The 13341-nt window shown below is 68.6% G+C and carries 13 protein-coding genes; 11 read left to right on the top strand and 2 right to left on the bottom strand.

The window, feature by feature from the left end:
* The first annotated feature begins 44 nt into the window (after window positions 1-44).
* From ACZ5TV_RS13895 to ACZ5TV_RS13885, 3 genes are all read left to right on the top strand, one after another.
* Entirely contained in the window at window positions 45-1073 is a 1029-nt protein-coding gene (locus ACZ5TV_RS13895; RefSeq protein WP_464383923.1) for an alpha/beta hydrolase, read from the top strand.
* Window positions 1074-1153: 80 nt separating this feature from the next.
* On the top strand, window positions 1154-1528 hold the full coding sequence (locus ACZ5TV_RS13890; RefSeq protein ID WP_379781565.1) for a hypothetical protein: 375 nt from the start codon (window positions 1154-1156) through the stop codon (window positions 1526-1528).
* 131 nt (window positions 1529-1659) lie between these two features.
* Window positions 1660-2400, top strand: a complete 741-nt coding sequence (locus tag ACZ5TV_RS13885) for an HAD-IIA family hydrolase (protein WP_464383922.1) — start codon at window positions 1660-1662, stop codon at window positions 2398-2400.
* 90 nt (window positions 2401-2490) lie between these two features.
* On the opposite strand, the gene mvaD is transcribed toward ACZ5TV_RS13885, so the two are convergent.
* Entirely contained in the window at window positions 2491-3489 is a 999-nt protein-coding gene (mvaD, locus tag ACZ5TV_RS13880; protein WP_379781561.1) for a phosphomevalonate decarboxylase MvaD, read from the bottom strand.
* Window positions 3490-4261: 772 nt separating this feature from the next.
* Here mvaD and ACZ5TV_RS13875 point away from each other — a divergent pair.
* Window positions 4262-4603, top strand: coding sequence for a 2Fe-2S iron-sulfur cluster-binding protein (locus ACZ5TV_RS13875; protein ID WP_379781559.1), 342 nt, complete (start codon window positions 4262-4264; stop codon window positions 4601-4603).
* Between the two features lie 51 nt (window positions 4604-4654).
* Complete coding sequence (locus tag ACZ5TV_RS13870; RefSeq protein WP_379781557.1) at window positions 4655-5533, top strand: ZIP family metal transporter; 879 nt, start codon at window positions 4655-4657, stop codon at window positions 5531-5533.
* Window positions 5534-5616: 83 nt separating this feature from the next.
* On the opposite strand, the gene aroC is transcribed toward ACZ5TV_RS13870, so the two are convergent.
* The gene (aroC, locus tag ACZ5TV_RS13865; RefSeq protein ID WP_379781555.1) at window positions 5617-6804 is read right to left on the bottom strand and encodes a chorismate synthase; all 1188 of its coding nucleotides are present in this window, start codon (window positions 6802-6804) and stop codon (window positions 5617-5619) included.
* A 138-nt stretch (window positions 6805-6942) separates the two neighbouring features.
* Between aroC and ACZ5TV_RS13860 the strand changes: the two genes are divergently transcribed.
* From ACZ5TV_RS13860 to ACZ5TV_RS13835, 6 genes are all read left to right on the top strand, one after another.
* The gene (locus ACZ5TV_RS13860) at window positions 6943-8535 is read left to right on the top strand and encodes an oxidoreductase (RefSeq protein ID WP_464383921.1); all 1593 of its coding nucleotides are present in this window, start codon (window positions 6943-6945) and stop codon (window positions 8533-8535) included.
* Window positions 8536-8556: 21 nt separating this feature from the next.
* A complete protein-coding gene (locus ACZ5TV_RS13855; RefSeq protein ID WP_379784151.1) occupies window positions 8557-8778 on the top strand; it encodes a hypothetical protein in 222 nt (73 codons plus the stop codon).
* A gap of 84 nt (window positions 8779-8862) precedes the next feature.
* Window positions 8863-9636 carry an enoyl-CoA hydratase/isomerase family protein gene (locus ACZ5TV_RS13850; protein WP_464383920.1) on the top strand — a complete coding sequence of 258 codons (774 nt, stop codon included), beginning with the start codon at window positions 8863-8865 and terminating at the stop codon, window positions 9634-9636.
* Between the two features lie 193 nt (window positions 9637-9829).
* A complete protein-coding gene (locus ACZ5TV_RS13845; protein WP_379781580.1) occupies window positions 9830-11125 on the top strand; it encodes an FG-GAP repeat domain-containing protein in 1296 nt (431 codons plus the stop codon).
* A gap of 1 nt (window position 11126) precedes the next feature.
* Window positions 11127-12182 (top strand): glycosyltransferase family 2 protein, encoded by a 1056-nt coding sequence (locus tag ACZ5TV_RS13840; protein ID WP_379781578.1) that lies wholly within the window; start codon window positions 11127-11129, stop codon window positions 12180-12182.
* A gap of 117 nt (window positions 12183-12299) precedes the next feature.
* A complete protein-coding gene (locus tag ACZ5TV_RS13835; RefSeq protein ID WP_379781576.1) occupies window positions 12300-13322 on the top strand; it encodes a DUF1616 domain-containing protein in 1023 nt (340 codons plus the stop codon).
* The last annotated feature ends 19 nt before the right edge of the window (window positions 13323-13341 follow it).

The following is a 13341-nucleotide window of genomic DNA, read 5'->3' as shown; positions in this document are numbered from 1 at the left end:
TGGTAGCCGGCGGACTGATAAAGGACCACCGCCTCGCTCCCCCTATGCGCGCGGCCGAACTCGACCCCGAACTCGCGGCGGTCATCGACGAGCTCGAAGGTCTCGGGCTCCCCGACTGGCACACCCTCTCCGTAGACGCCGCCAGGGAACTGGAGGACGAGGTGTTCTCCGGCGATCCGGAGCCGCCGGTGGCGACCGTCCGCGATCTGGCGTTCGACGGCCCGCACGGCCCGGTTCCCGTTCGGGTGTACCGACCGCCCGCGGCGGTAGCAGGAGGTCCGGCCGACGGAACCGCGGATCGAGCCGGAAAAGCGACCGACACCGACGGAGGCACCGCGACCGTTGACGACGCAGCCGATGCCGAGGGCGCACCGACGCTCGTTCACTTCCATGGCGGCGGGTGGACGCTGGGAACGCTGGACTCCGTCGACGGGATCTGTCGCGAGCTCGCGACGCGTGCGGCCGCGGTCGTGGTCTCCGTCGACTACCGGCTCGCGCCGGAACACCCGTTCCCGGTGGCCGTCGACGAGGCGGTAGCGGCGGCCGAGTGGGCCACGGACGTCGCGGCGTCGTTCGGCGGCGATCCCGCCCGGGTCGGCGTCAGCGGGACGAGCGCGGGGGCGACCCTGGCGCTCGCGACGGCGCTTCGTGTCCGGGAGTACGGCGGCCCGTCGCTCGCCGGACAGTTCCTGTTGTACCCGATCGCGGGGCACGGATTCGACACCGACTCCTACCGGGAGAACGCCGCCGGCCCGCTGCTGACGCGCGAGGACATGCGGTGGTTCTACGACCAGTACCTCCGGAGTCCCGTCGACGCGGCCAACCCGTTCGCGGTGCCGTTGCGCGCGGATGACTTGGGCGACCTCCCGCCCGCGACGGTCGTTACCGCCGGGTTCGACCCGCTACGGGACGACGGGTTGGCGCTCGTCGACCGGTTCGAGACGGAAGGGACTCCGGTGGAGGGGCGCCACTACCCCGCGATGGCACACGGGTTCTGTAGCCTTTCGGACCGCGTCGCGGTCGCGGAGGCGGCGCTGTCGGCGGTCGCCGACGACATCCGATCGCGGCTCTGAACGCGCGCGGTTCGATCCCCGGCTCCCCTCGGTCGACGGTCGCCGGTACCCTCAAGGGATCCGAGCCGAACGTCCCGGACATGAGTCTCATCGGGTCGCTTATCGCGTTCGTCGTCGGGCTGCTCGTCGGGGGGTTGGCCATCTTCATCGCCGCCAGCGTCGTCACCGACACACGGGACTACAGTCACGCCGTGTTCACGGCGCTTTTCGGCGCGATCGTGTGGGGCCTCTCGGAGCTCCTGCTGTCGTGGATCCCGCTCGTCGGCGAGTTCATCCCGCTAGTCGCGTGGATCTGGATCATTCGACGACGGTACGGATCGTCGTGGGTCCACGCGGCGATCATCGGGTTCATCGCCTGGGGTGCCGCGATCCTCGTGCTGGCGGTCCTCCCGCTCGCGGGTGTCACCGACGCCGTCGGCGTGCCGTTCACCTCGGCCTCGATCACGCTTATGTGAGACCCTCCTCGCGAGTGATAGCGCAGCGGAACGTGCCGACGAAGGCTCAAGTTTCTGCCGGTGGTAGTGCCTGATAGGTGTCCACAAGGATGACTGAGCCGGAACCGCGACCAGAGACGTGGTTGATCGATATGGACGGTGTGTTGATACGTGATGATGCGGCCCTCCCAGGAGCCGACGCGTTCATCGATCGGATCCGAGAGCACGGACGAGAGTTTCTCGTTCTCACCAACAACTCGATGTACACGCGGCGTGATCTGGCTGCTCGTCTCTCCGATGTGGATATCGCGGTCCCGGAAGATCGGATTTGGACCTCCGCGGTGGCGACGGCACAGTTCCTCGCGAACCAGATGCCGGAAGCCTCGGCGTACGTGATCGGTGAGGCTGGACTGAAGACGGCGCTACACGACGTCGGGTACACGCTTACGGACACCGACCCGGACTTCGTCGTTCTGGGCGAGAGTCGGACGTACTCGTTCCAGACCATCACCGAGGCGGTCCAGTTGGTCAATGCCGGCGCGCGGTTTATCGTGACGAATCCGGACGCGACCGCCCCATCGAGTGATGGTCCGCTACCGGCGACAGGGTCGGTTGCGGCGCTCATCACCGAATCAACCGGTACGGAACCGTACTTCGTCGGTAAACCCAACCCGATCATGATCCGGAGCGCGCTGAATCGGATCGGGGTCCACTCGGAATCCACGGCGATGGTCGGCGACCGAATGGATACGGACGTGGTGGCCGGGATCGAGGCCGGGCTGACGACGTATCTCGTCCTCACCGGATCGACGGGTCGTGAGGACGTGGCGGAGTACGCGTATCGGCCGACCGAGGTCGTCGACTCGGTTGCCGACCTTGTCGATATCGTCTAGACACGCCGCGTCGCCATCCCCTTCCGTTACCGACCAAGACCGTGACCCGACGCCGACGCACGCGTGCGGCAGCGGATCACCCCGAAATTATTAGAACAGCGCCTCGCTCGCGTCGAGGACGTGAGCCGGGCCGCCAACCTCCCAGACGTCGGTGTCGATCCCGATCGCGTCTATCCGGGACCGAACCGTGTCGACGTGCTCGGGCCGGGTGTTGACGTACACCGACGCGCCCGTGTCCGTCGAAAAGTGAACGTCGACGCCCTCGTTCTGTAGCTCTCGGACGGCGTTGAACACCTCGATCGTCTCCGGCTGCCAGTACACCCAGCCGGCCGGCCCGGTCATCGTCGTCGCCGTCAGCGACAGGGAGTCGCGCTCGGCGGTGCCGTAGATCCGGGCGAAGTCCCCCTCGCGGAGCGCGTCCTTCATCTCCACGAGCTGGTCCTGTACGTGGGCGGTCCGCGCCTGCATCATGTGGCTGGCGGCGGCCTCGCGGTGTGCCTCCTCGGTCTCTTTATACGCCGGGACGTGCGCCGCGACGATCCGGAGGTCCGTCTCGGGGTCGAACCCGTCCGATCCCTCCCCGACGTCGAGCCGATACGAGCGACAGTCCTCGTCGTTGAGACCGGCTTCGAGCACGGAGTACGCGCCCGTCACCGACCGCGCGGCCGACGAGGAGCCGCGGCGGGCGACCGTCGACACCTCGGGGAGGCTCATGTCGAGGCCGGCCGCCTCGGTCAACGCCAGCGCCGCCGCGGCGAACCCAGAGGAGGAGGAGCCGAAGCCGATGTTCGACGGGAAGGAGTTCTCGCTCACGAGCCGGACCGGGTGGTCGAAGCCGGCGAGCTCGCGGACGTGGTCGACGACCATGTCGATCCGCTCGGCGGCACGCCCGTCCACTTCCTCGTCGCCGATGACGTAGGTGTCCTCGCTCGCGTCGGGCTCCCACTCAACGGTCGTTGTGGTCGCTGTCGGCGCGGTACAGAGGCTGATGCTGTCGTGGTACGGGAGCCGCAGCTGTTCGTCGCGCATCCCGTGGTACTTGACGAGCCCCTGGATCGGGTGGGCTCGCGCGGTGACTTTCTCGCTCATACCTCCCGAAGCGGCCGGCGGCGGATTAGTCGTTGCGATGGGCGGGAGGCGCGGAGGACTGACCGAGCGGACAGGCGGGACGGACGACAGCGACGCGGATGAGCGAGACGGACGACAGCGACGCGGATGAGCGGGACGGACGACAGCGACGCGGATGAGCGAGACGGACGACAGCGACGCGGATGAGCGAGACGGACGACAGCGACGCGGACGGCTCCGTCGAGATCCGCGACGAGCGTTAGATCCGAGCCCGATCCTGATCCCGCACAGTACCGTGGGGGCGATCATGGATGGCGGGCGTGAATTGTCGGATCGCTGGTGACGAGATCGTACTTATAAGCGCTGTGAGCGACAGCGACGGCCACTTATAAGATACGACGCGTCGACGACGCCGGTTCGAGGGAGTCGCGGTCGGCGGTCGCCGCCGGATCCTCGGGTGGTCGCGTTCAGTACGACTCCGAAGATCAAGCGTAAGTCGACTTCCCGTTCGAGCGACCGCGGAGGTTGGAGGCTGATACGTAGCGGGACAGCCGGGACAACGCATATCAGTGCGCGCGTGTCTACCGTTTATATGAACTACAGGAACGACCGCGTCTCGATCGCGCTCGGACTCCTCGGCATCCTCCTCTCGCTGCTTCTCATCGTCCGAGGCCTCGGCGTCCTGTGATCCGCCGGACTGGCGATACGACGACGATGAGGGAGCCGTTCCGTCCCCGCGACGACGACGCGATCGAGGGGAACCCTTTTTGAGGAATCGGGGGGAACTCCGGGTATGACCGAGTACACCGTCGAGTTCGTCGGCACCGGCGAGACGATCGAGGTGGCCGACACGGAGACGATCCTCAAACCCTGTATCGAGGAGGGGATCGCCCAGGAGTACTCCTGCCGGGTCGGCATGTGTCTCGCCTGCTCCGCCGAGATACTCGAAGGCGAGGTGACTCAACCGGCCGCGCGCGGGCTCACCGACGAGGAGGCCGAGCGGTTCGCGCTCACCTGTATGGCGCGGCCGCAGTCGGATCTGAAACTCGACCGCGGCACGTACCCGCCGAGCATCGAGGAGGAGGCGGACGTCGGGGCGAGCAGGGACGCCGGCGCTGCCGCTGACGACGACTAACGCTGACCGCCGTCGGCCGTATTTATATCCCCCGCTCCGGTAGCACCGTGCATGGCGGATCTCCTGACGGTCGTCGCGATCACGGGAGCGGCCGGCCTCGCCACCGGGCTCGGCGCGATCCCGGTGTTCGCCCGAGCCCGCGTCACCCACCGGACGTACGACGCCGCGTTAGGCCTGGCGGCGGGGCTAATGGTCGCGGCGAGCGTCTTCGGGCTGGTGCTTCCGGGGATGGAGGAAGGGACGCTGGCCGCCGTGATGGCCGGCGTGTTTCTCGGCGGACTCGCGCTTCTGGGCGGCAACTACGCCATCCCGCACCTCCACGCGCAGTACCGCGAGTGGATCCCCGAGGGCGGCGCGACCGACGATGACGCGGCATCCATGAGCGACGGGCGTGCCGCCGCCGTCGACGACGCGACCCCGGAGGTCGTGACGGAGGCGTCGCTCGGCGACCCGACCGCGCCGGTAGACGAGCCGGACTCCGCGCTCCGCAAGGCGCTGCTGATCGGGGGGGCGATCACTCTCCACAACGCCCCGGAGGGATTGGCGATCGGCGTCGCGTTCGCGTCGGGGTTAGAGGAAGTGGCGCTGTTGCTGGCGGTCGTGATCGGGTTACAGAACGTCCCCGACGGGTTCGCGTTCGCGGTGCCGATGGGCGAGACCGGGATGTCGAACGGGAAGGTGCTCGTGTACACCGCGCTCTCCGGGTTCGTCCCGCAGGTCGCCGCCAGCGTCTTCGGCTTCACCCTGGTGTCGATCGCCGCCGGCCTCTTCCCGATCGCCGCCGGCTTCGCGGCCGGCGCGATGCTCGCGGTCGTCTTCCGCGAGCTGATCCCCGCCTCACACGGGCACGGTCACGCCGACGCGGCGACGGCGGCGTTCCTCGTCGGGTTCGTCCTGTTGGTCGTCGTCGATGAACTCGTCGTGGTGTGAGCCGGCCGTCGTCGTGACACGGCCCCGCCATCGGCGACGAGTCCGATACCGGGGCGGGAAGCGGCGCGGTGACTCGGAGGCCGCTACTCGTTTCGGGGGCTGCTCGGGTGGTACTCGGTGTCGTACTGTCCCGGGTTCCCGTCGACCCGATCGGGATTGATCCGGCCACCGAGCAGCATGAAATCGAGCACGGTACAGTACAGCATCGCCTCGACGACGGGGACGGCTCGCGGCGGGAGCACGGGGTCGTGGCGGCCGACGACCTGGACCTCCTTCTCCTCGCCCGCCTCCCAGTCTGCGGAGCGCTGTTTCTTGGGGATCGAGGTGGGCGCGTGCCACGTCGCCTCGCCGTAGATCGGTTCTCCGGTGGTGATCCCGCCTTGAAGCCCACCGTGGTCGTTGCCGACCGGAACCGGGTCCCCCTCCTCGCTTTCGACGTGCTCGAACGACTCGCCGTCGTCGAACGTCCAGTCCTCGTTGCGGTCGCTACCGGCCACGTCGGTCGCTTTCCGTCCGAGCCCGTACTCGACGGCCGTCGTCGCCGGAATGGAGAACATCGCTTGGCCGAGTCGCGCCGGGAAGCTGTCGAACCGCGGCGCGCCCAGCCCGCGGGGGACGCCGCGACACTCGAAGTAGATGCTGCCGCCGATGGAGTCACCTTCCTGCTGATACGTCTCGATCAGCTCCTGCATCTCGGCGGCCGCCTCCGGGTCGGCACATCGCACGTCGTTCGCCTCCGAGTGCTCGAGGATCTCCTCGAAGGACACGTCGTCGGCCTCGACATCGCCGATCCGGTTGACGTGCGCTTTGATCTCGACGTCGTGCTCGGAGGCGTCGAGCACCTGCTCGGCGACTGCGCCTGCCGCCACCCAGTTCACCGTCTCGCGCGCGGACGAGCGCCCACCGCCGCCCCAGTTGCGCGTGCCGAACTTCGCGGAGTAAGTGTAATCGCCGTGCGAGGGCCGCGGCGCGGTGACGTACGGCTCGTACTTGCCGGAGCGCGCGTCCTTGTTCTGGATCACCATACCGATCGGCGTGCCGGTAGTGTAGCCGTTCTGGATCCCCGAGTTGATCGTCACCTCGTCGGACTCGCCCCGCGAAGTCGTGATCATCGACTGCCCGGGTTTGCGCCGGTCGAGCTGTGCTTGGATCGCGTCCTCGTCGAGCTCGACGCCGGCGGGGACGCCCGATACGGTGACGCCCATCGCCGCCCCGTGGCTCTCCCCGTACGTGGTGACCTGAAAGAGTCGGCCGAACCGGTTCCCGTTCATATCCCTACCTACGGCTGAGGGCTTATAGGGGTTGCAATCGGCGCAAGCGGGAGGGGGCCGGTGGGATCGACAACCGACGGATCGACGGGTGGGGTCAGCCGCCAGAACCGTGAAACCGACCGGTCCCCAACCTCGGGTATGGACACGGCCGACGGGAAGGGAACCCGGACGCACGTCGACGGGGTCCGCACACACGCCGACACGGAGGCGGGGAACGAACCCGCCCCGCCTCGGCGACCCCCTACGCTCGACGATCCGTTGACGTTCGCGGGGCTCCGGCTCCGGAACCGGCTGTACCGGGCTCCGCTGCTCGAGTGTGCCGGCAACGGCGACGACGCGGTCGACCGGTTGATCGACGACCTCGAACCGGCCGCGGCCGCCGGCGCGGGGCTGATACAGCAGGGGGCGACGATCGTCACCGCGGCGGGCGGCTGTGCCGCGCCGGGGATGACCCGCGTCCACGACCCCGGGTTCGTCGCCGACCTCGGTCGCCTCACGGACGCCGTCCACGCCCACGGCTCGCGGATCGCGATCCAGCTGGAACACGGCGGGCTCCGCTCGATGGAGGTCTGGCACGACGCGTACGGCCGGGCGAACCCGGAGCTCGACCAGCTCGCCGTTTCCCGCCCGCCGCGGACCCTCCGGGCCCTCGACCGGCTCGGGTTTCTCGACCTGTCCCCCCGGGTGCTGACGACCGCGGAGGTCGAGTCGCTCGCGGAGGAGTTCGGTCGCGCGGCGGCCCGGGCGGTCGACGCGGGCTACGACGCGGTCCACGTCGCGGGCGCGAACATGGGCCTCGTCCAACAGTTCCTCTCGCCGTACTACAACCGCCGCCAGGACCGCTTCGGGGTCGACGCCGACATCGGTCCACCGGGGACGCCGGGCGTCGGCATCGCGTTCCTCGAACGCGTCGCCGAAGCGGTCCGTGAGCACGCGGGCGACGTGCCGTTGTTCACGAAAGTCCCCTCCGAGCGGCCGACCCTCCCCGGGATCGGGCCCCATCTGACGGACGCCGATGCGGTGGCCGCCTGCGAGCGGCTGGCCGGCACGGACGGCCCGTTCGACGCCGTCGTACCGGTCCGGACGAGCGTGTTCTGGGACATGAGCGTGGTTCGCGGGGCGTTCCCGGCGGGCGCGTGGCGCGACGAGCGGTTCCGGGACGGGTTCCGGGAGGCGTTCGGATCGCTGCCGCGTGCGGCCGCCGTTGCCGCCGGGAACTGGGTCGAGTCGTTCGCGTACGGTCGCGAGCCCGGGTGGAACCGCGACCTCTGTCGGCGGGTCAGACATCGGATCGACGCCCCGGTGTTGTGTGAGGGCGGTCTTCGGGAGCGGGCCCAGCTGGACGACACGCTCGCCCGCGACGCCGACCTCGTCGGGATGGCCCGGCCGTTCTACGCGGAGCCCGCGCTCCCGGCGCGGTTGCTCGGGGCCGGACGCGACCCCGACACCCGGGTCGTCTGTGCCGACTGCAACAACTGTGCGGTCGCGCAGGCGGCCGGCGAGTCCGGCGTCTGTCGCACGCCCGCGGTGCTCCGGAAGGCGGGCGAGCTCCGCCGGCGCGGCGCGTACGACGTCGACGGGACCCCGTACGACGCCGATGGAACCCCATACGACGCCGACGGGGTCGAGCCACCGGACGGGAGCCGGCCGGATGACGCCGCGAGGGCCGACGACACGCGAAACGACGCCACGGACGACGACCGCCCCGCCCGAACCGACGGCGGTTTATAAACTCAGACCGTTGGGTATGGTATGTTTGAGCGTCTCACCTCCGATCTCGGCGTGTACGCCCTTTCGGGGCTCTTCTCGCTCGTCGTGTTCGCCGTCGCGCTCGCGGTCCTCGCACGAACGCTCCCGGGCGGACTGGGGACTCGTCAGACCGGCGGCTTGGTCGTCGGGTATCTCCTGTTCGTCGGCGTGTACACGGCGGCGTGGTACATTTATACGGGAATCGACACCCGAGAGGACGCCTGAACGGATCCCGGGCCTCGAGGTCGTGATCGGTCTCCGGGTCGCCCGTGGGGAACGGTTTTCACGCCGCCGAGCGAGGGGTCGCGTATGACGTGGGAGACGGTCACCCTCGATATCGACGATGACGTCGCGACGCTCACGATCGACCGGCCGGAGTCGCTCAACGCGCTCACGGTGGAGACGCTGGAGGCGATGGAGGCGGCGCTCGCCGACGCGGCCGACGCGGGGGTCCGTGCGCTCGTGCTCGCCGGCGCGGGCGACCGGGCGTTTGTGGCGGGCGCGGACATCTCCTACATGACCGACCTGTCGACGCCGGAGGCGCAAGGCTACGCGGAGCTTGGCCATCGGATCGCCGAGACGATCGAGACGTTCCCCGCGCCGGTGGTCGCGGCGATCGACGGCTACGCGTTCGGCGGTGGCTCCGAGCTCGCGCTCGCCGCGGACCTCCGCGTCGCGAGCGAGGACGCCGTGATCGGCCAGACGGAGATCGATATCGGGATCATCCCCGGCTGGGGCGGCACCCAGCGGCTCGCGCGCCTCGTCGACGACGGGACCGCCCGACGACTGGTGTTCCTCGGCGAGCGGCTCGACGCCGAGGCGGCGGCCGAGGCCGGCATCGTCGGCGAGGTCGTACCGGCCGACGAGTTCGACGAGCGGGTCGACGCGCTTGCCGCCGAGCTCGCTGCCAAGCCGGCGTTCGCGATGCGCGCCGCGAAGGAGGCGCTCAACGCCGCACACGAGGGGTCGACTGCGGCGGGGATGGCGCTCGAACGGCGAGCGTGGTCCGGGCTGTTCGGCACCCACGACCAGCGCGAGGGGATGCGGGCGTTCGTCGAGAAGCGCGACCCCGAGTTCGAGTGACCGGCGCGCCACCGCCCGAGCGCGCTCTGGTAGTGATCAGCCCCCGTCGCGACCGGCACGAGGTGTTCGTTCCGGCCGTTTCGCGTCGCGGTGGGTAACCGAGGACTAACCGACGGATCGATGCTCCACTCGTCTTCGGTAGCGAGTTATTCGGCGTATAGTAAGGCGTCCATGGCGGGTTCTCTTCGACGAAATGCGATTCGACCATCAACCGATCGACGACACCCCACCATGCGGGCGGCTGTTCGTCTGTGAGCCCGTCGACCTCACCGGTGACGGCTACCCGGACCTCATCGTCGGCGGGATGGGCGCCGAGGCCCTACCGGTGCTCGGCGACCGAACGATACCGCTCGTCGGTCGGCTGTTTCGACGCCTCGAGAACGACCTCTTCTGGTACGAGAACCCCGGTCGGGGGAATCGCACCGACGGCGCGTCGTGGACTCGCCACACCATCTCGTCGGCGTCGGACCTCCACGCGCTCGGCGCGACGCTCGGCGACGTGAACGGCAACGGCCGCCTCGACCTGATCGTCGGGCAGGGGTTCGGCGGGAGCGACGTGTACTGGTTCGAACAACCGGCCGACCCGCGACGCGAGTGGACCGAACACCTGATCGCGGACGATTTCTCGAAGTACCACGACCTCGTGTTCGGAGACGTCGACAACGACGGACGCCCCGAAGTGGTCGGGGCCTCACAAGAGAGCGAGACGGTGTTCTACTACGACGTTCCGGCGGACCCTTCACAGTCCCCGTGGCCGAGCGACTGCCTGACCGTGATCAGCCAGCGGACCGACGTCGAGGGGCTCGCTATCGCGGACTTGGACGGCGACGGCGACAACGAACTCGTCGCCGGTACGGCGATTTATCAGCAGGCGGATAGCACTGCGGCAGCCGTCACCGCGGCCGGCGAACGCTCGACCGGTCGGGACGGCGAGCTCTCGCAAACTCGGGACGACGGACCTTCGGATGCCCGAAGCGACGACCACGGAGACTCGCGGTTCACGGACGATCCGGACGTGGCGGCCGGCTGGGTCCGCCAGCACGTCGTTACGGGCTGGGACTGGACGCGGGTCGCCGTCGGCGACGTGGACGACGACGGCGAACCGGAACTCGTGTTCGCGGAGGGAGACTCGCCGTTGCTCGGCGAGGGCATGGGTCGAGTCGCGTGGTTCGACCCCCCGGACTGGGAAGAGCACGTCCTCCACGACGACCTGTACTGTCCACACACGCTCCAGCTCGCGGACTTCGACGGGAACGGGTCGCTCGACGTGTACGTCGCGGAGATGGGGGCCGGTGAGAACGACGAGACGGCCCAGCACGTTCTGTTTAGGAACCGGGGCGGTGGCGACTTCAGAGAGACGGTGGTCGCGAGCGGGGTGCCCACGCACGAGGCGAAAGCCATCGACGTCGATGGCGATGGGCGTCCTGACCTCCTCGGAAAGTCGTACGAACCGAACGCACACGTCGACGTCTGGTACAACCGCGCATAATATGCGATGGGATCTCCACGAGTGGTTGCCGACCCGCTCGCGCACGTCGCCGGACGCGGAAGACAGCGAGGAGCGGAAGGACGTAACGGGCGGGACGATGCGGAGTACGGGGGACGCGACGGCCGCCGATCCGGATCGACCGCTCGTCACCGCGGTCGTCACGACGTATAACCGGCCGTCGTACCTGCGCGATAGCGTCGAGAGCGTGCTCGCGCAGACGTACGACCGGATCGAACTCGTCGTCGTCGACGACTGCTCCGAGACTCCCGCCAGCGAGACGCTCGCCGGGCTCGACGTCGAGTCACTCGTGCGGTACCAGTGCCTCCGCCACGACACGAACCGCGGCGTCAACGCCGCGCGGAACACCGGCGTCGAGGCGGGCTCCGGGAGGTACGTCGCGTTTCTCGACGACGACGACCGGTGGGTACCGGAGAAGATCGAACGACAGGTGGAGGGGTTCGAGGCCGCGGACGAGGACGCTGGCGTCGTGTACTCCGGCCTGAAGGCGATCCACGAGGACGGCGTTCGCGAGGAGTCGCCGCCACGCATCGACGGGGACATGACGAAAGCCTTGCTGTGTCGAAACGTCGTCGGATCGATGTCCGTCGTGATGGTTCGACGTGACCTCGCGACGGCGGTCCCGTTCGACGAGGAGTTCGAAGCCTGGGCGGACCTCGAGTGGTTCGTCCGAGTCTCCCAGCATGCCGCGTTCGTTCGGCTTCCCGAACCCCTCGTCGTATACGAGTACACGTCGCACGGCCGGCTGAGCGACGATTTCGAGAAGAAGCGTCGAGGATACTACAGCTTTCTCGACCGATTCGACGACGTCGCGGCGTCGTACGGCCGCCCGTTTCATCGGAAGATGCGGGCGTGGGCCGCGTACCGAACCGGCTCATCAGCGCTGTACACCGGTTCCTACACCGAAGCGCGGTGCTTCTTGTTGGTCGCGGTCACGCAGTACCCGCTGGAACTGCGGTTCTTCAAGTACCTCCTCACGTCTCTCGGTGGTCGATCAACGCACCAACTGGCCCAACGGATCGCCCGCGCGCTCGGATGAGGGGGACCCCTCCGCGGCCGACTATCGGCCGAACATCGACGGGGGGACCCGCTCGTCAGTCCGGGCGTCCTGGTTAGCCGACGCCTACCAAAGCACCGCCGGTCGAAAGCTGGCTCCATGTCGTTCGACACCCGTGGGGACCCGTCGCCCGCCGACAGACTCCCACTGGACCTCCTCGTCGTCACGTTCGTTTCGCTCGCAACGCTCGTTCTGGCCGCCTTCTGGACCGGCGGCGGTGTCGTTCGAACGGGATTCGGCGTGGTGTTCGTCGTCTTCTGTCCCGGCTACGCACTTGTTTCAGTACTGTTCCCGGGCCGGACTTCACACGTCCCGAATCGGTTGTCCTCGATACGAGAGCGACGGATGAGCCCCGTCGTGATAAGCGGCCTCGAACGAGTCGTGGCGTCGATCGCGGCCAGCGTCGTGCTCGTTCCGCTCGTCGGGTTCTTTGCACACTACACGAGGTGGGGGGTACGGCCGACGGCGATGCTGCTCGCTGTCGCGGGCCTGACCGTTGCTCTCTCTGCGGTCGCGGCGGTTCGTCGGCTTCGACTCCTGCCCGACGACCGGTTCGGCGTTGCTTCGCTCGCACTCCCACAACGACTGGCCGCGTGGGTGCGCGAACCCGACCGTCCCGCTCGGACGGCGCTCAACGTGTTTCTCGTCGTCGGATTGGTCGGGGCCATCGCGGGGATCGGGCTCGCCGCGGCGACGGCGACGAGCGGCGAGCGATACACCGAGTTCTACCTGCTCGGCGACGACCCCGACACCGGAAACGGGGTCGCGGACGAGTACCCGGAGCGACTCACGATCGACGGGGGAGCTGAGGTCCGTGTCGGGATCGAGAACCGAGAGGCCGACGCACAGTCCTACACGGTCGTCGCCCAGCTTCAGCGGCTGGATGACGACGGGGAACGGATCGTCGAACGAGTCGAGATCGACCGGTTCACCGCCCGCTTAGAGCCGGGCGAGTCGATAGAGCAGCGCCGGGCGATAGCACCCGAGATGGACGGCGAGGAGCTCCGACTCGTCTACCTGTTGTACATCGACGCGCCGCCGACGGACCCGAACGCCGAGAACGCGTACCGGTCGGTACACGTCTGGGTGGATGGGGCGGAGACGGACGCGGCGGGCGAGTGACGAGCTCTCGTGGCGTCCG

The organism is Halorubrum tibetense (assembly GCF_055396225.1).
This window is presented reverse-complemented; position numbering and strand designations above follow the sequence as displayed.